Origin of the sequence: Ligilactobacillus sp. RTP31139st1_D10_RTP31139_211217 (genome assembly GCF_040226755.1) — a bacterium.
Taxonomy (GTDB): domain Bacteria; phylum Bacillota; class Bacilli; order Lactobacillales; family Lactobacillaceae; genus Ligilactobacillus; species Ligilactobacillus animalis.
Window position 1 is genome coordinate 122,976 of record NZ_JBCOAR010000002.1, and the last position, 17,524, is coordinate 140,499.

16 protein-coding genes and 1 other annotated feature are annotated in these 17,524 nt (G+C 42.2%); of the genes, 5 read left to right on the plus strand and 11 right to left on the minus strand.

What is annotated here, in order from left to right; genetic code table 11:
* Window positions 1–248 precede the first annotated feature (248 nt).
* The 8 genes from ABT996_RS01780 to ezrA form a co-directional block, all read right to left on the minus strand.
* The gene (locus tag ABT996_RS01780) at window positions 249–455 is read right to left on the minus strand and encodes a cold-shock protein (RefSeq protein WP_035448933.1); all 207 of its coding nucleotides are present in this window, start codon (window positions 453–455) and stop codon (window positions 249–251) included.
* 9 nt (window positions 456–464) lie between these two features.
* Entirely contained in the window at window positions 465–1,088 is a 624-nt protein-coding gene (locus ABT996_RS01785; RefSeq protein WP_035448931.1) for a JAB domain-containing protein, read from the minus strand.
* Between the two features lie 49 nt (window positions 1,089–1,137).
* The gene (locus ABT996_RS01790; protein WP_035448929.1) at window positions 1,138–1,794 is read right to left on the minus strand and encodes an HAD family hydrolase; all 657 of its coding nucleotides are present in this window, start codon (window positions 1,792–1,794) and stop codon (window positions 1,138–1,140) included.
* A 16-nt stretch (window positions 1,795–1,810) separates the two neighbouring features.
* Entirely contained in the window at window positions 1,811–3,082 is a 1,272-nt protein-coding gene (locus tag ABT996_RS01795; RefSeq protein ID WP_010688712.1) for a bifunctional folylpolyglutamate synthase/dihydrofolate synthase, read from the minus strand.
* Window positions 3,083–3,177: 95 nt separating this feature from the next.
* Complete coding sequence (locus ABT996_RS01800) at window positions 3,178–5,841, minus strand: valine--tRNA ligase (protein ID WP_035448927.1); 2,664 nt, start codon at window positions 5,839–5,841, stop codon at window positions 3,178–3,180.
* 54 nt (window positions 5,842–5,895) lie between these two features.
* Window positions 5,896–6,101, minus strand: a binding site (T-box leader).
* A 40-nt stretch (window positions 6,102–6,141) separates the two neighbouring features.
* Window positions 6,142–7,359, minus strand: coding sequence for a tRNA uracil 4-sulfurtransferase ThiI (gene thiI, locus ABT996_RS01805; protein WP_035448925.1), 1,218 nt, complete (start codon window positions 7,357–7,359; stop codon window positions 6,142–6,144).
* 18 nt (window positions 7,360–7,377) lie between these two features.
* Window positions 7,378–8,526 carry a cysteine desulfurase family protein gene (locus ABT996_RS01810; protein WP_035448923.1) on the minus strand — a complete coding sequence of 383 codons (1,149 nt, stop codon included), beginning with the start codon at window positions 8,524–8,526 and terminating at the stop codon, window positions 7,378–7,380.
* A gap of 132 nt (window positions 8,527–8,658) precedes the next feature.
* Window positions 8,659–10,371, minus strand: coding sequence for a septation ring formation regulator EzrA (gene ezrA, locus ABT996_RS01815; RefSeq protein ID WP_035448921.1), 1,713 nt, complete (start codon window positions 10,369–10,371; stop codon window positions 8,659–8,661).
* Window positions 10,372–10,514: 143 nt separating this feature from the next.
* Here ezrA and msrC point away from each other — a divergent pair, with 143 nt between their 5' ends.
* The gene (gene msrC, locus ABT996_RS01820; RefSeq protein WP_035448919.1) at window positions 10,515–10,958 is read left to right on the plus strand and encodes a free L-methionine (R)-S-oxide reductase MsrC; all 444 of its coding nucleotides are present in this window, start codon (window positions 10,515–10,517) and stop codon (window positions 10,956–10,958) included.
* Window positions 10,959–10,971: 13 nt separating this feature from the next.
* Entirely contained in the window at window positions 10,972–11,526 is a 555-nt protein-coding gene (locus ABT996_RS01825; protein WP_035448917.1) for a M15 family metallopeptidase, read from the plus strand.
* 58 nt (window positions 11,527–11,584) lie between these two features.
* Here the strand turns inward: ABT996_RS01825 and ABT996_RS01830 are convergent, their stop codons facing one another.
* Together ABT996_RS01830 and ABT996_RS01835 are read right to left on the minus strand one after the other, a co-directional pair.
* Window positions 11,585–12,160 carry a polysaccharide deacetylase family protein gene (locus tag ABT996_RS01830; protein WP_081797093.1) on the minus strand — a complete coding sequence of 192 codons (576 nt, stop codon included), beginning with the start codon at window positions 12,158–12,160 and terminating at the stop codon, window positions 11,585–11,587.
* Window positions 12,161–12,364: a hypothetical protein gene (locus ABT996_RS01835; RefSeq protein ID WP_010688702.1), complete on the minus strand. Its 204-nt coding sequence runs from the start codon at window positions 12,362–12,364 to the stop codon at window positions 12,161–12,163.
* 277 nt (window positions 12,365–12,641) lie between these two features.
* Between ABT996_RS01835 and rpsD the strand changes: the two genes are divergently transcribed.
* Together rpsD and ABT996_RS01845 are read left to right on the plus strand one after the other, a co-directional pair.
* Window positions 12,642–13,250: a 30S ribosomal protein S4 gene (rpsD, locus tag ABT996_RS01840; protein ID WP_004049031.1), complete on the plus strand. Its 609-nt coding sequence runs from the start codon at window positions 12,642–12,644 to the stop codon at window positions 13,248–13,250.
* 98 nt (window positions 13,251–13,348) lie between these two features.
* Window positions 13,349–13,813, plus strand: coding sequence for a YueI family protein (locus ABT996_RS01845; protein WP_035448915.1), 465 nt, complete (start codon window positions 13,349–13,351; stop codon window positions 13,811–13,813).
* 50 nt (window positions 13,814–13,863) lie between these two features.
* Here ABT996_RS01845 and ABT996_RS01850 read toward each other — a convergent pair whose 3' ends face one another.
* Entirely contained in the window at window positions 13,864–15,870 is a 2,007-nt protein-coding gene (locus ABT996_RS01850; RefSeq protein WP_052006381.1) for a bifunctional glutamate--cysteine ligase/glutathione synthetase, read from the minus strand.
* 133 nt (window positions 15,871–16,003) lie between these two features.
* Between ABT996_RS01850 and ABT996_RS01855 the strand changes: the two genes are divergently transcribed.
* Complete coding sequence (locus tag ABT996_RS01855) at window positions 16,004–17,272, plus strand: replication-associated recombination protein A (protein WP_035448911.1); 1,269 nt, start codon at window positions 16,004–16,006, stop codon at window positions 17,270–17,272.
* Window positions 17,273–17,524 lie beyond the last annotated feature (252 nt).

Genomic DNA, 17,524 nt, shown 5'->3' on the forward strand with positions numbered 1-17,524 from the left:
GAATCGCCGTGTTTCCAACATATTTTCATGTTTTACCTTGGCAATGACAAATAAAAAGAAAAAATTTTGATCCTTTTTTGAAAAAATTTTCCTCTTACTCGAGCAGTTGCTCCAGCTAGCCAAAAATTTTATAAATTGTTGAAATTGATTCTCTTCAATTTCAGTATTATATCATAAATCAAAGCTTAATTTTTATTTAATCTAGATAAATTTTCATTTCAACTAATTTTTTTAAAATATCTTAACCTTTATAGGATCGTGACTAAAGCTGCTTGAAAGCCTTTTTTACCTTCAACTTCAACGAATTCAACTCTTTGACCTTCTTCTAAGATCTTATAACCTGATTTTTCGATCGCCGTATAGTGGACAAAAAGATCCTCTTTTGGCGCATTATCAGGGGTGATAAACCCGTAACCTTTATCCTTATTAAAACGACGTACTGTTCCTTTTAACATGTAATTCACCTATCTAATTAATATTTTTTCTTCACGCATACTCAAATATGTATGCTCACCAACAATAATGTGGTCCAATAACGCGATCCCTAAGAGCTCACCACACGCCTGTAAACGTCTAGTCAAGGCGATGTCATTTGGGGAAGGTGTCACCTGACCACTAGGGTGATTATGGACCACGATAAAGCGGGCTGCGCTATACTTCAGCGCTAATTTCAAGATCTCCCTTGGATGGACCGTGGCTTCATTTAGCGTTCCCACAAAGATCTCTTCTTGAGCCAAGATTTGATTTTTGGTATCTAAATAGACACCCCACAGGACTTCTTGCTTACGCAGGGCCAACTTCGCACTCATATACTCGCCGATCACCTTACTAGAACAGATCTGCCCCAATTCTAACGGTGGTTTTAAAGCATAGCGCTTAGCAAATTCGCATAAAAGCAATAAATAATCCTGGAGTTTGGTATCAATGGTCAGCTTAGTCCAATCAGTGACCCCAAAATACTGGAACTGCGCTAGCGAATCAGCTTGCGCAAAGTAGCGGTCGACCACTTGACCAGCTGCTTGCTTATCCAGCAAAAAGCCTAATAATTCACTTAAAACGATCTTATCTGTTAAATTTTTTAAATTCATTTTCAAGCCCCCTTACTTTATAAAATTCGCAAACGGGCCTAGAAATAATTTATTTTTTGATGAGATCTCGCACAGCTACTAGATCGGGCAAGATCGCTACCGTATGTTCTTTTTCATATGCGGTCGGTTGAATGATATCTGGCACCATAACGACTGGGATCTCAGCATTATTGGCTGCTTTGACGCCATTCAATGAATCCTCAATGATCAAAGTTTCATTTTTAGCTGGACAGCCAGCTTTTTGCCAAGCTTTTTCAAAGATCTCTGGGGATGGCTTAGCATGGGTCACATCGTCAGCTGAAACGATATGCGCAAAGCGACCTGAAATATTTGTCTTTTCCAAATAGTATTCGATATCTTTTCTAAAATTACTTGAAGCGATGACATAAGGGATATTTTGTTCATCCAAATAAGCGGTCAATTCTTTAAAACCTGGTTTTAATTCTAATTTTCCAGCTTCTACGATCGGATAAACATTATCCATACTCATCTGGTAAAAACGATCAACTAACTCACGGCTACCATAATCTTTAGCCATTTGAGCCAGCATAGGTTCTGTCCCTGCTCCGATAAATTGCTTGTAATATTCCAAAGTGTAGTTTGGCATTTGGAGTTTTTCAGCCGCTAGCCTGTTAGCTTCAAAGTATACTTTTTCAGAATCAAATACGACACCATCCATATCAAAGATCACTAATTTCAAATCCATCTCATATCCTCACGATCTAAATAAAATAATTTCTTACTTCCGACACAAAATACAACGAACCCGTAAATAATAGCATATCATCACTTGAGATCTCTTGCATGACCTCAGCCAAAGCTTCGGGCCACGCTTCATAGAAACGACCTTGTTCATGACTGAGTGCACGGGGCGCATCAAAACTGACCGTAAATAGTTCGACATTAGGTAACTGCTCTAATTTATTTACCATTGTCTTAGCCTGCTTATCAGCCAAGACCGACATGATAACATAGATCTGTTTATCGGCAAAATTTTGTTTTAATGTTTGGACCAATTGCTGGACCGCATCTGCATTGTGGGCTCCATCCAAGACGATCAGTGGCTCATCATTTATCTTTTCAAAGCGCCCCGCCCAGGTCGTCTGTTTTAAAGCGATTTTGATCTCGCTTAGCGTTGGCGAAAAACCCGCTCTTTTAGCCAAGACCAAAAATGCACTCACAGCTAAACTAGCATTGGCGACCTGATATTGACCTAACAATGAGATCGCTAGCTTATCCTTGAGCCCAAAGCCTTGATATGTAAAGCTTTCACCCCAAACACTAGCTCTTTTTTCAGGTAAGAACGTATAATCTACTCCCGCTTGATACAAAGGAGCATTTCTTTTTTCAGCCTGTGCTTGAATAACAGCCAAACATTCTGGTGCTAATTTTCCAACGACGACCGGCCGATCTTGTTTGATGATCCCTGCTTTTGCCGTGGCGATCTTAGCCAAAGTATCGCCTAAGATCTGAGTATGGTCTAACGCAACTTCAGTGATTACCGCTAACTCAGGGGTCAAAATATTAGTCGAATCATAGAGTCCGCCGATGCCCACTTCAACGACCGCATAATCAGGGGCCATTTTAGCAAAATATAAAAACATCAGCATTGTGACGACTTCAAATTCCTTAGGTCCCTCACCGGCATATTCTTCATCGAGCCGTGAAATGACCGGTAACAACTCGTTTAACAGCTCGACCAACATTTGATCACTGATCGGTTCGCCATTGAGTGCGATCCGTTCGTTAAAGCGCGTGATGTAAGGCGAAGTGAAGGTTCCCACCGTAAATCCTTGACTTTGCAAAAGTTCGCTCAAAAAAGCCACCGTTGACCCTTTGCCATTGGTTCCCGTGACATGGATGAACTTGGTCTTTTCTTGTGGATCACCCAGATAATGAGCAAACCGGCGCATCCGCTCTAAGTCGGGGGACTTTGTAAATTTGCGACGTCCATGAATAAATTCGACCGCCTCAGTATAGCTTTTGATCTGCATCTTTTCGCCTCATTTACCTAAAAATATCTTATTTCCAGTATAACACAAAGCACGTAAAAAAACGCTCACCCCGAAAGGCAAGCGTTGTTTAAAAATTAATCAACTTGAGCTTTTAGATCTTTGATCCGTTCGTTAGTTGCGCTTAATTTTTCACGGTAACCCGCTAATTTTTCTTTTTCTTTAGCAACAACTTCAGCTGGTGCATTAGCAACAAAGCGTTCATTGCCAAGTTTCTTTTCACCACGTGTTACTTCAGATTCTAATTTCTTAGCTTCTTTTTCTAAACGTGCGATCTCTTCGTTTAGATCGATCAAGTCAGCTAATGGCAAGTAAACTTCAGCGCCTGTGATCACAGAAGTCATTGCTAAAGCTGGAGCTGTCACGTCAGAGCCGATCTCAAGATGTTTTGGATGGCAGAAGCGTTCGATATATTCTTGGTTATTTTCAAAGACTGCTTTAGTCGTTTCAGAAGTCGTCTTGATCAAGATATCGATCGCTGAAGACATTGGTGCATTAACTTCAGCCCGGTTGTTACGCACAGCTTTGATCAATTCGATCAAGTTATCCATTTGTTCTTCGGCAGCTTGATCATCGAATTCTGGGTGTTCAACTGGGTAAGCAGCTGTTACCAAAGATTCGCCTTCATGTGGCATTTCTAACCAGATCTGTTCGGTCACAAATGGCATGATCGGATGTAAGAGACGTAATGTTTGATCCAAGACATAGCATAAAATGCTTTGCGTATTTTGCTTAGCCTTAGCATCGTCACCCGTCAAGTTTTCCTTAGCCATTTCGATGTACCAGTCACAGAAATCGTTCCAGATGAAGTTGTAAAGGGCACGACCAGCTTCACCAAATTCATAGTTATCAAAGAGACGCGTTACTTCTTTGACAGTATCATTCAAGCGGCTCAAGATCCACTTGTCAGCTAATTGCCATTCTGCTTTAGCTGGTAAAGTAGCAGTCGTATCTTCATCGAGGTTCATGATCACAAAGCGGCTAGCATTCCAGATCTTATTGATAAAGTTCCAAGCTGCATCCATCTTCGTATAGGAGAAACGAACGTCTTGGCCTGGTGCTGAACCGTTGGATAAGAACCAACGTAAAGCATCAGCACCATACTTGTCGATCACGTCCATTGGATCGATCCCGTTGCCAAGTGATTTACTCATCTTGCGTCCTTGTTCATCCCGGATCAAACCGTGGATCAAAACATCCTTAAATGGACGGCGACCAGTAAATTCGATACTTTGGAAGATCATCCGTGATACCCAGAAGAAGATGATATCATAACCTGTGACTAACGTATTAGTTGGGAAGTAACGCTTGAAATCAGGCGCATCTGTATCTGGCCAGCCCATCGTTGAAAATGGCCATAAAGCACTAGAGAACCAAGTATCTAAAACATCAGGATCTTGTTCCCAATTTTCGATATCAGCTGGAGCTTCTTCACCAACATAAGTTTCACCCGTATGCTTGTTATACCAAGCTGGGATCTGATGGCCCCACCATAATTGGCGTGAAATGACCCAATCATGAACGTTTTCCATCCATTGAGTAAAGGTCTTTTCAAAACGTTCTGGCACAAAGTCGACCCGATCATCCGAATCTTGGTTAGCCAAAGCTGCTTGAGCTAATGGTTTCATCTTAACGAACCATTGTGTTGAGAGACGAGCTTCAACTGGCACACCTGTCCGTTCAGAGTGACCCACACTGTGCGTGATCTTTTCGATGTTTAACATGTAGCCTTGATCTTCAAGGTCTTTAACGATCGCTTTACGAGCATCAAAACGGTCCATGCCGTTGTATTTACCAGCTCGTTCATTCATCGTACCATCATCGTTCATCGTGTTGATCCGTTCTAAGTCATGACGGTTACCGACTTCAAAGTCATTAGGGTCATGTGCTGGGGTAATCTTCACCATCCCAGTCCCAAATTCAGGATCAACATATTGATCGGCGATGATCGGGATATGACGCCCTTGGAGTGGCAAGAGCACTTCTTTACCGACCAAGTCTTTGTAGCGTTCATCTTTTGGATTAACTGCTACAGCCACGTCACCCATCATTGTTTCAGGACGTGTCGTTGCGATCTCAATGTAATCTTTCCCATTGAATGTTGTTCCATCAACAAATGGATATTTCACATGGTAAAAGGCACCTTCGTCATCTTGGTGGATAACTTCGATATCGGATAAAGCAGTCCGAGCCTTTGGATCCCAGTTGATGATGTATTCACCACGGTAGATCAAGCCTTTTTCATATAACTTTACAAAGACACGGCGAACAGCATGCGATAAGCCTTCATCCAAGGTAAAACGTTCACGATCATAATCCAAAGAAAGACCTAATTTAGCCCATTGCGCATGAATGATATCAGCATATTCGCCTTTCCATTCCCAAACCTTATCGATGAACTTTTCGCGTCCTAGATCGTAACGGGAGATCCCTTCTTCAGCTAAACGTGCTTCAACTTTAGCTTGTGTTGCGATCCCGGCATGGTCCATCCCAGGAAGCCATAAGGTATCAAAACCTTGCATCCGTTTTTGTCTGATCAACATATCTTGTAACGTTGTATCCCAAGCATGGCCCAAGTGTAACTTACCAGTTACGTTTGGTGGTGGGATCACGACCGAATATGGTTTAGCTTCTTTGTCGCCATTTGGCTTGAACAACCCAGCATCGACCCATTTTTGATAACGTCCTGGTTCAACTTGACTAGGATCGTATTTGGTTGACATTTCGATGTCACGTGCCATTATTATCTTCCTTTCTTATCTTGACCGGCTCTAAACAAAAAGGCACCGCCATCCGCTTAGGACGACAGTGCCGTGGTACCACCTAAATTGGGTTTTTACCCCTCTTTGATCTGCGTTAACGAATAGATATCCGGTCTTACTTACTTAGTTTCAGTAGGACAGCTCACAAGCTACTATCTGATCGTCTGTTAAAGCGTCGCACCCACCCGCCTCTCTCTGAAAACAGTTAGCGATCAAAACCTCTTGTTCAAAGCTTATAGATGTATTTTAGCCTTGAAACAAGCACGCGTCAAGCGCTTTTTATAGCAATTCAGCGAAATCTGCTTGTTTTTCGTTCATAAATTCATCACCGATCTTGATATCTGTGATCGTGATATTTTCCATTGCCCGAGCTAACAAGCCTTCAACATCAAGGCGTTCTTCGTAATAACGTGCCTTATCGATCTTTGGCTTAGTCTTTGGAGCTGGTGGTGCAAAGATCGTACAGCAATCTTCAAATGGTTGGATGGAAAGATCGAATGTATCGATATCTTGGGCTATCTTGATGATCTCATTTTTATCCATTGAAACTACTGGACGTAAAACAGGCATCGTCGTTACATCATTGATCGCAGCCATACTTTCCAGTGTTTGTGAAGCTACTTGCCCTAAAGCTTCCCCGTTGAAGATCGCTAGACCATTGCGCTTTTTAGCGATCATTTCACTTAAACGCAACATAAAGCGCCGTTGGATCGTCATCAAGTAACCAGATGGCACTTTTTCTTTGATCGTTTCTTGGATCTCAGTAAATGGCACAGCGATAAATTGGATCCGACCAACATATGGAGTCAACTTAGCCGTCAATTCCTTAGCCTTATTCAAAGCTTGTTCACTGGTGTATGGTGGGCTAAAGAAGTGGACCATTTCGATATCCACCCCACGTTTCATCGCTAAATAACCAGCAACTGGTGAGTCGATCCCACCAGAAAGCATCAACATCGCTTTACCTGCTGTCCCGACCGGCAGACCACCGGCACCATCGATCGTTTCAGAAGAAAGATAGATCCCGTTAACTCGAACTTCAACGCGTAAGATCATGTCCGGCTCTTTCATCTTGACTTTGATCCCTGGGACCGTCTTTAAGATGTGGCCCCCCAACATATCATTTAATTCGTTGGTATCATGTTGGAAGTTATGATCAGAGCGACGCGTGTTGATCTTAAACGTCATACCTTCGTGGAACTGTTCAGCCACCATTTGTGTTGCGACCTTTTTAACTTCTTCGACATCACGAGCGACCCGGATCGAAGGTGAGAAGTTTTGGATCCCAAAAACTTGTTTCAAACGTTCCATGACTTTAGTCGAGTCTTCACCGTTTAATTGGATGTGCATCCGATCACGATGAGCTTTGACCACTAATTTTGGAAAATCATGCATTGCTTGTCGAACATTGAAACCTAAGCGATCGATAAAGTTACGTCGGTTTTTACCCTTAGTTGAAAGTTCGCCATAACGAACCATAATTTCTGTATATTGCATCTTGCTCCCTTTCTGTTTTTACGAATTGATCTTTAAAAATTTTTGATAGATATCATCGAAGATCTGATTAAATTTATCTGCTTCAGACAGCGTATTATTTTCATCTAGACTGACACGGACAGCCGATGTGGCGATCTTATCATCGACTTGCATTGCGTGTAAGGTCGATGAAACTTGGCCTTTTTTAGATGAACAAGCACTCGTCGTTGAGATAAAGACGCCTTGATCTTCAAACGCATGGACGATCGTTTCGCCACGTACGCCTGCGATCGCAAAGCATAAGATATGTGGCGCAAACTTATCATCTAGCTGTGAAAAGAGCGTTACTTTATCAAACGCTTGTAAATGCTCAAAGATCTTTTGCCGGATCGCCTGCTCATGGGCGACATTTTTTGTTTCATTTTCCAGCAATAAGCGTAAGGCTTTAGCCATTGCAGCGATCGCCGGAAGATTCTCTGTACTACTGCGTAAATTCTTCTCTTGGCCACCACCAGATAAAAGTGGCGCTAATTTTCGTCCGGATTTCTTATACAAGAAACCAACGCCACGTGGAGCGTGGAATTTATGCCCTGAAAAAGTCACTAGATCGACTCTTTCATCCATGATCAGATCCGTTAAACCTTTACCTACCGCTTGAACTGCATCGACATGAAAATGAACTTTAGGATGATCAGCCAAGACTTGAGCGATCTCTTTTATCGGTTGGATCGTGCCGACTTCGTTGTTGACCGCCATAACTGATACTAAGATCGTATCCTTACGTAAAGCTTGTTTTAGCTCTTCAACCGATACTCTGCCATTTTCATCAACTGGTAGATATGTGACTTCAAAGCCTAACTTTTCAAGTTGCTTCATCGAATTGAGCACCGCTGGATGTTCAACTTGTGTCGTGATCAAATGTTTACCATAGATCCCTTTTTCGAGCGCTGTGCCTTTGATCGCCCAGTTGTCGCCTTCTGTGCCCCCACTAGTAAAAAAGATCTCTTCTTTTTGACATCCAAGGAGTTCTGCGATCTGCGCCCGAGATTGTTCAAGTAGATTATAGGCATTTTCACCCATCTTGTGTAACGAGGAAGGATTGCCCCAGATCGCTTCGCTGACTTTTGTATAGGTCGTTAAAACTTCTGGGTGAACTTTTGTCGTTGCACTGTTATCAAAATATATCATGCTGACCCCTCTTTAATAATTTAACTTACTTATTGTAATTTATAATCACAAAAAGTACAAATTAATTTGCCATTACAAATTATAAGGACTAAAGCTTAGTTGTGCAACTTAGCTTTAGTCCTTAGTAAATATTTAGATGACTTCGCGGCGATTATTTCCCGCCTTATAGTCATTTTCGATCCGTTTATAACATCCCGGTTCAACTGTCTCAAGTGCCTCAGAGATCACATCTAAAGCTCCCATATAGTCATAATTCTTGTTGAAAAGCTCGACTGCATGGGCATAGGCAGATGCAACTTCTGGATATCGTGTCCGATAGCGGTTGGAATATTGTAACATCGCTTCGGTCAAAGTTGAACTATCGATGATCTCTTGGGTCTTTTGTGCCAAAACATCAAGATCTGATTGCGTATTGATCAGATCACGCGCGATCTGTTCCATATCGATCTGGATCTTATTCAAGTCTTGATCCAAACTTTCGATCTCACGTCCGACTTTAAAGAAGTACTCAATGTAATCACTTGGCAAGCCGGGTAAATTCAAGATCTCTATCTCGCGCTTCAAACGGTGGATATCGTTATCAAAGCCTTGGACCGCTGCTTGGGCTTCTTTTTCTTCTTCAAAGAGATCAGCCACACTTTCACCGATCTCTTTTTGCTTGAGTTCGATCTTCTTTAAAGCTTCCAGATCAGCCGTTTGTTGTTCCAAAACTTCGGAATAAACGATCACATCTTTTGGCTTAGCTTGCATATAAACGGTAAAATTCTTGTCGATCTTCTTTAATTGTTCATTCAACGCATGCGCTTCTTCCATTTCATTATGGTTGAGCGTATAATTTTGGCTCAAGCGATCCAGTTCGATCAATAATTCTTTTTCTTGATGCTTGGCATGTTCGATAAAGTCAGCTAGATGTTTTTCTTGCCGTGTCACTTTAAGCTTAGCGTTATACTCATTTTCCATGATCTCATAGGCTTCATCGATCATATCGGCGATCTGTTGGTCAAGGGCTTCAGCTTTAGGTACATCAGCTTGTTTTAAGTTAGCTTCATTTTCTTTGCACTTTTGTTCGATCGCTTCCAAGTGCTTGGCTAGATCCTTTTTAAAGCCATATTTCTCAGCTTGCAATTTGGAATAGCCAGCTTTTAATTCCTGCAACTGTTCTGGGAAAATATTCTTTAAATTGCGATAGATCGGTGGCAATTTCTTTAGCGCGATCTTCAATAAACGTGTTTGTTGCTTGAGCTTTTCTAAAAGTTCACTTGATTTGGCATAGTCGCCTTCTTCAGTCACCTTAGAATACTCGTCAAAATCTTTTTCTAATGTCGCTAATTCTTTTTCTAACTCATCGATACTTGGCCCGTAAGAGAAATTCTTTGCCAATAAAGCCTTTCTGATCTTTTGGTACTCTTCTTTGAGTTCGCCGATCGCTTTTTTGTGGATCTCAGCCGTCTGTTTGATCTCAGCTAACTCAAGCTTTAATTGCTCATATTGTTGTTGGGCTTTAGCTACCTGAGCTTCATTTTGCTTGAGCTCTCCGTTGATCTTCCAAAAGCGGTACTGCTCTAATTCAGCTTGCAACTTGTTCAAATACTCTGAGATCTCAGGTAATTGTTGGTTCACCAAAGCATAATAGGAGTGTTCTACCGCTTCAAATTCACTTAGACTATCTCCTGATAAGGTCATTTTTTTAACTTCCTCGAGTTCCTTCTCAAGCGGTGAGTCGAGGATCTCTTCTATGCTACTTTTAGCTTTTGTGATCCGTTCTTCAAATGAACGTTGAAAGAAAAGTACGCTTGCATAGATTGCGACTGCAACTAATACAATTGTAACTAAAACTACTACCATCTGATGTCCCATCCTTTAAATTGCTAGCTTAAACTTTATCACTTGCCAGAATCGGCAATTACGTATAAAATCTAAAGCTAATTATATCATAGTTACTGATATTGATACACTATAAACGCTACAATCGACACGGAGGAAATAAAATGTCTATTTTAAGTGCACAAATCGATGCTTTATTGGAAAATGAAACGAACCGGACCGCAAATCTCGCCAACGCTTCAGCTTTGTTGAACGATACACTGGAAAATATCAACTGGGTCGGCTTTTATCTCTACGATGAAACGACTGACCAGCTTGATCTAGGACCTTTCCAAGGTAAAGTTGCTTGCATGCATATCAAAAACGGAGCAGGTGTCTGTAGTACTGCCTTTCAAGCAGGTAAAGTTTTACGCGTCGCTAATGTCCATGAATTTGCGGGTCATATCGCCTGTGATTCGGCTTCAAATTCAGAGATCGTCTTACCTTTGATCAAAGACGGGAAAAAAATCGGCGTTTTAGATATCGATTCGCCTGAATTAGATCGTTTCAGCGCTGAAGATGAAGCTTTGTTAAGTGAATTTGTCGAAACGCTATGTAAACATCTCTAAAATGGAGGAAAGTATGGAAAAACATCTAACTGGTTTTACCAATATCCAAAAACTCGACCCTGAGATCTTGGTCGATCTAAAGTACGCTACGCCTGATAACTTTACTGGGCAAGTCATCTATGATTTCACCACGGCAATCGCTCGCACTGGAACAGCTCATAAGTTGGCTAAAGCTAGTGAACTTGTCAAAGCACAAGGTTACCGCCTCAAAGTCTGGGATGCTTACCGCCCCGTCTCAGCCCAAAAGCGACTCTTTGAAGTCTACCCTGACCCCAATTTTGTGGCTGAACCTGATCCAAATTTCAGTCATCAAAAAGGCGTGACCTTTGATCTGACTTTAACCGATCTTGAAGGCAATGATATGCCGATGCAAACTGCCTTTGACGACTTTTCTGCAGCGGCTTTTCGTAACGCTAAACGGACCGCTAAACAAGAAAAATACTACACCATCCTAAACGATGCGATGACGCAAGCTGGCTTCGTGGGTTATGAAAATGAATGGTGGGATTATCGCGATAGTCAAATGGACGAATACGGCCCCTTGACTGCCGATCCAAACGACTATTAAATGATCATATAAAATAACGAAGGGTCCACCACGATATGATGTGGCGGACCCTTGTTGTTTATGGTTGCAATAATTTAGCAAAAACTTCTTGCGTCATATCTGGGACCACTCGTTGTCTGTGCAATTCATAAAGCCCCTGTTCTGCGTTAGCTAGGCCTGGCTTAGTCGTCAAATCCAGCTTGTAGCCACTTTCCTTAGCTACTTTTGGTGAAACTTCATTGTAACGTCCTACAGGATAGACCAATAGATCTGGTTTTTGATGTAGATCTTGTTTCAACCAAGTCCGTGAAGCTTGCATCTCTTCTCTTTGGCCAGCTTCATCGAGGCGATTCAATTCTTGGTGATTTTGAGTATGGCTAACAAAACTCACCCACTTGCTCTTCTTCATTTCCTTGACCTGTTTTAAGGTCAGCATCCCTTGGGTGTCGACTTTACTTGTGATCAAGCCGATCGTTGCATGGATATGATACTTCTTCAAAAGTGGATAAGCCGCGGTATAGTTATTTTCATACCCGTCATCAAAAGTCACCATGACCAGTTTCTTGTGCTTTTTGGGTACCTTATTTTGCGCCAAGATCTTATACGCTTCAGCTGGTGTGACTGTATAGTAGTCCTGCTCATGTAAATATTTCAACTATTGCTCTAACTGCTCAGGCGGTACACACAAACCATTACCCGGCTTATTTTCCACACTGTGATACATCAAGATCGGCAAATTGACCGGCGCACTGGCCTTCTCCCATTTAACGGTATGTTTTTTGCTGGCAAACTCGGTCTGAGTCAACAATGCTCCCCCTAATACGAGTGCTAAGCTCAATAAAATAAGACGTTTAAACATTTTTATCCCCCAATATATTAATAATATCGACTAATATTATACTCTATTTGCATAAAAATAACTGATTTATTTTTACTTGACACTAGTCTTGATAATTGCTACAATAGCGTTTGTGTAAAATAATGCAGCAGTGAGCGGTAAGCTCGTCAACATTTTATTGCCAGTTTGGTTCGCCAAGTACCCCTTCGGCTGCAAGGGTGAAAGTCGCAAAATAAAATGCACGAATACTAAACTCACACATTATTTTACTCCAAACAAAATATTGGAGGAATTTTTAATGTCTCGTTATACAGGTCCTTCCTGGAAAGTTTCCCGTCGTTTAGGGATCTCTCTTTCAGGTACAGGTAAAGAATTAGCTCGTCGTCCATACGCACCAGGCCAACATGGTCAAAACAACCGTCGTAAGTTGTCTGAATACGGTTTGCAATTGCGTGAAAAGCAAAAGCTTCGTATGACATACGGTTTATCTGAACGCCAATTTGCTAACCTTTTCTTAAAGGCTGGTAAGATCCGCGAAGGTAAGCACGGTGACAACTTCATGGTATTGTTGGAACGTCGTTTGGATAACGTTGTTTACCGTTTAGGTTTGGCTACAACTCGTCGCCAAGCTCGTCAATTGGTAAACCACGGTCACATCACAGTTGATGGCAAGCGCGTGGATATCCCTTCATACGAAGTAAAACCAGGCCAAGTTATCTCCTTGCGTGAACGTTCAAAAGACTTGAAAGTTGTTAAAGAAGCTTTGGAAGCAATCGTTGGTCGTGTACCATTTGTTTCCTTTGACGAAAACACAATGGAAGGTTCATTAGTTCGTTTACCAGAACGTGACGAACTCGATGCAAACATCGACGAATCACTCGTTGTTGAATACTACAACAAACTTTAATATCAATTTTGATATTATTTCAGAGCTCAGTTTTGACTGGGCTCTTTTTATTTTACTTAAAAATCTGCTATACTTTATCATAGAAAGGTGGTTAAAAGATGAGTGGATCAGATGAACTGCAAAATCACATGAATAAAGGGATGTATGGTACACCCCAACTCAAACCTGATGAAAAGCGCAAATATCTTGGGACCTTCCGTGAACGGGTCGAACTAACTTTGACCTTTGAACAGATCAAAGATCCCGAATATCTCGCTGATCTCAAGCAGGAATTGACCCTCCATCCCGAACTACACGTCATCATCAATGGTCAAGTAGAAAATCCACTTCTAAGTGAGTTGATGCAGCTCGCCCAAGAAGCAAATGTTACCTTCACATGTAACACTGATCAAACGTTGCATCATGGACCAAAAGATCTAGCGGTCGTTGTCTGTGATAAAAACACTGCACTACATGTTGAAGAAGTTGACGTCGCCAAGCGTTACCCTAAAACAACGAAAGCAGAAGAAAAGCCCGAACATAAAAAATCCCCACTTGAACGTCTGCATAAATTATTTGAATAAACAACAAAAGAGGCTGTGACAAAACATTATGTTGTCACAGCCTCTTTTGACTATTTAAATTGGGCGATCACTTTTTGTGCGATCGGTTGTTTTTCTGTCTGTAATAAGACATATTCATTCAAAGCTAATGCCGGATAAGCATGCGCATTTAAGAAGGTCAATTGCGCTTGTTCCGTGTATGGTTGATAGATGTTTGGAATGATGATGTCTAAAGCCCCATCGTGGAGTTGCAAAGCCTCAGCTAAACGCTTGATCTCAGTCAAATATGAACTATCGACTTCATCTAAGACCTCATAAGCCTGCAAACCAGTATTAAACGTCGCATCATAACGCAAGAGGACTTGGATCCCACGTGGAATGACACTTTCTAGTTTCAATCCTTGTGCTTTTAAGGTCTCACGTTCGACCTCACCTAGCGTGATCGTCTCAAATTCAGCTCGGGCCCGCGCATTTTTACGGTTGATCAATTCCTTTAAAGTTGAACGTCCATCCCCAACGACATTAGCTGGAATGCGCTCAACTAAACTTATGATCTCATCATTGACGACTAAGGCACGGTAGACTGAACCTTGAACAACTTGCTCGATCATAACTTGTGTGGTCTCTTTGGCTTGCTCTTCAAAAGCACGGGTCAATTCCGCTTGGGTTGGCGGTAACCTAAACAACTGTGTCTGCGCTTTGGAATCTCCGACCGCATTTTTGACGATCACAGCTTTCCCCTTCAGCGTTGGATACAGTTGCTTGAGTTCTTGGCGGTTATTGACGATCCAAGCTTGTGACGTATTGACTGCCTGTCCACTGAGATATTGCTTAGCCAACTGCTTTTGTTGCCAGAGTTCAGTCATGATCGCACTTTCTCTTGTCGTCTGGATCCCACGTTTGAGCATTTTGCCATTTACCTCGATGATTCCTTGACTTGGCATCACTTCTTGGTAACTAAGCCCTGAAATGATCGCTTCATCCAAGATCGTTTGCGTATTTTTATCTCGACTTGGTTCTTTTAATAAGGCGGCTTCTTGGTAATTTTGCGCTAAAAAGACACCATAGTCAGCTAACGTTTCGTGTTTGCCCTGTGTTCTTAACAAACGCGCACTTGGAGTCTCAGCCGGCGTTTCTAGACGTTTCTTTAAAACATCAAAGGTCCCTTGCCACTTAGCATAACCAAATTTTTGCGCAAATCGGTCTAATTGTTTCAAGAAAGTATTAGCTTGGACGAAGATCTGGCTCTTGGCAAATGGATTCTCACGCGCCACTTCCTTAGCTAAACTTTCAGCAGCTTGAAGATCACTTGGTGTCGTCGTGCTTTCATTCAATAAGAAATAACCTGCCATCACTTCAAGTAAGCGCAACTGGTGGGCAGTAACACCATTTTCGTGGAATGGATCAAAGTCTAAGAGGTCAAATTCCATATAGTGAACACCTTTAGTTTGCATCTCACTTGGTTCTTGATAAGTCCCACTGAGTTTGATCCCAGTATCAGCTAGCTTAGCTTGAGCAGCTACACTGCGCTTAGGTGATACTTGGCTCTCACTTGCTTTTGTCCCCCAGGCATAAGGAGTCGCGCCAAATAAATAGATCAAAAATGCTTTTTTTAGGCTAAATTCTTCCAATAATTTGTGGTAGACTTGATTTCTAAAAGTCACATACGAGATCTTTGATTTACTGAATTTAGCGGCATAGAGTTCAGTGAATAGCTGTTCGGGCAAAGCTAAGCGGATCTTGCTTCCGACACCCTTAGCTAAACTTGCATGTAGTTTTTCCGAAAATGGCCACAATACGACTTGGCTACCTAACCGTTTGCGTAAAGCTTGGCCTTGCAATTCCATGTCGGTCAAAGCACTCTCTAACGAAAGATTGGCTTTTGTTTTTAGTGTCAACTGTGCCTCTTGGACGGTGACATATTCATTTTTAGTTCCAACTAAGGGCAGTGCTTGCGTATTTAAATTTTTTTGTCTATCTAAGATCTGCCAGCGCCGGATCACTTGAAATGTGAAAGCATGCAACGCTTCTGTCAGATCTGAATCAATAATTTGATCACCAATTTCATCAAATTTCATCTTGTTCATCCTTTACAGTTCTCATTTTTACCATTATAACAAATCCCTTGCCGTCCTGCGATCGCTATTTGCTTGTCAGTTGGTGTCGGTTTGCTATAATACTACTATTAAGCAAACGAAAGGATGAGTGTTTTTGAAACCATTAGCCTATCGGATGCGTCCGAAAAAACTCGAAGATATCGTGGGACAACAACACCTTGTCGCCCCCGGGAAGATCTTAGCTCGGATGGTCTCAGCTAAATTATTGTCTTCGATGATCTTATATGGACCACCAGGGACCGGCAAAACTAGTATTGCTAGCGCGATCGCCGGTTCGACTAAATACGCATTTCGCATGCTAAATGCCGCTACCGACTCGAAAAAAGAACTCGAAATGGTTGCTGAAGAAGCCAAGATCAGTGGGACTGTGATCTTACTACTCGATGAGATCCACCGCTTAACTAAACCAAAACAAGATTTCCTCTTACCCCATTTGGAAAAAGGCAGTATCATCTTGATCGGCGCCACGACCGAAAATCCCTATATCACGATCAACCCGGCGATCCGCAGTCGCACTCAGATCTTTGAAGTCAAACCCTTGACCGAAGCTGATATTGGCCAAGCGATCGACCGGGCCCTCACCGATAAAGAAAATGGGCTGGGCGAGCAAAATGTCGTGCTGACCGGCGAAGCCCGCCTGCATTTGACCCGTGTTACCCATGGTGATCTGCGCAGTGCGTTAAATGGGCTGGAATTGGCGGTAATGTCAACAGAGCCCGATGATTCGGGAGTGCTCACGATCGATCTACCAACAATCGAAGAATGCGTCCAACGGAAAGCCTTGGTGCAAGATAAAGATGGCGATGCCCATTATGACGTGATCTCGGCGTTTCAAAAATCGATCCGTGGTTCAGATACGGATGCCGCTTTGCATTACATGGCACGCCTCCTTGAAGCGGGCGGTCTACCTTCAGTCATCCGACGCTTACTGACGATCGCTTATGAAGATATTGGCCTCGCCAATCCCAACGCCTGTGCCCATGCGGTCCAAGCGATCACAGCTGCCGAAAAGATCGGATTGCCCGAAGCCAGGATCCCCCTAGCCCAAGCCGTGATCGAACTTTGTCTTTCACCTAAATCAAACTCGGCGATCATGGCAATCGATGCCGCTTTAGCCGATGTTAGAGCCGGCAACTACGGGGATGTGCCCGATCATTTACGGGATGCGCATTACCAAGGTGCTAAAAAATTAGGTCGTGGAATTGGATATAAATATCCTCACGATTACCCGCACGGCTGGGTAAAACAACAATATCTCCCTGATAAGCTTAAAACTAAGCACTATTATGCACCTAAAGAAAACAGTCGTTATGAGAAAGCCTTGCAAGAACAGTATGAGCGTTTGAACAAATTTAAAAGCTAAAATTTTTGATAACGCTTCATTTGGTTTCATTGCATTCCTAAAAAAAATGTGCTACTATGATAATGAACTTCTGAGATGTACGCGTTATCCTATAAATGTAAGGTTGACCGAACAACTTTAATTTTTGTTATTCGCAATGTCTAATAGCTGGCAGACCTTTACTGGGAGTCAAAAGTTAGACTAGGGATACATTTTCCTGCTTACACGCGGGTTCAACTACAAGGATGATTAACGGCATTATCGGATATTCTA

Excerpts from the sequence above, each read along its gene's own strand:
- ABT996_RS01780 (WP_035448933.1), bottom strand. The coding sequence starts at position 455 with ATGTTAAAAGGAACAGTACGTCGTTTTAATAAGGATAAAGGTTACGGG.
- ABT996_RS01785 (WP_035448931.1), bottom strand. The coding sequence starts at position 1,088 with ATGAATTTAAAAAATTTAACAGATAAGATCGTTTTAAGTGAATTATTA.
- ABT996_RS01790 (WP_035448929.1), bottom strand. The coding sequence starts at position 1,794 with ATGGATTTGAAATTAGTGATCTTTGATATGGATGGTGTCGTATTTGAT.
- ABT996_RS01795 (WP_010688712.1), bottom strand. The coding sequence starts at position 3,082 with ATGCAGATCAAAAGCTATACTGAGGCGGTCGAATTTATTCATGGACGT.
- ABT996_RS01800 (WP_035448927.1), bottom strand. The coding sequence starts at position 5,841 with ATGGCACGTGACATCGAAATGTCAACCAAATACGATCCTAGTCAAGTT.
- thiI (WP_035448925.1), bottom strand. The coding sequence starts at position 7,359 with ATGCAATATACAGAAATTATGGTTCGTTATGGCGAACTTTCAACTAAG.
- ABT996_RS01810 (WP_035448923.1), bottom strand. The coding sequence starts at position 8,526 with ATGATATATTTTGATAACAGTGCAACGACAAAAGTTCACCCAGAAGTT.
- ezrA (WP_035448921.1), bottom strand. The coding sequence starts at position 10,371 with ATGGTAGTAGTTTTAGTTACAATTGTATTAGTTGCAGTCGCAATCTAT.
- msrC (WP_035448919.1), top strand. The coding sequence starts at position 10,515 with ATGTCTATTTTAAGTGCACAAATCGATGCTTTATTGGAAAATGAAACG.
- ABT996_RS01825 (WP_035448917.1), top strand. The coding sequence starts at position 10,972 with ATGGAAAAACATCTAACTGGTTTTACCAATATCCAAAAACTCGACCCT.
- ABT996_RS01835 (WP_010688702.1), bottom strand. The coding sequence starts at position 12,364 with ATGTTTAAACGTCTTATTTTATTGAGCTTAGCACTCGTATTAGGGGGA.
- rpsD (WP_004049031.1), top strand. The coding sequence starts at position 12,642 with ATGTCTCGTTATACAGGTCCTTCCTGGAAAGTTTCCCGTCGTTTAGGG.
- ABT996_RS01845 (WP_035448915.1), top strand. The coding sequence starts at position 13,349 with ATGAGTGGATCAGATGAACTGCAAAATCACATGAATAAAGGGATGTAT.
- ABT996_RS01850 (WP_052006381.1), bottom strand. The coding sequence starts at position 15,870 with ATGAAATTTGATGAAATTGGTGATCAAATTATTGATTCAGATCTGACA.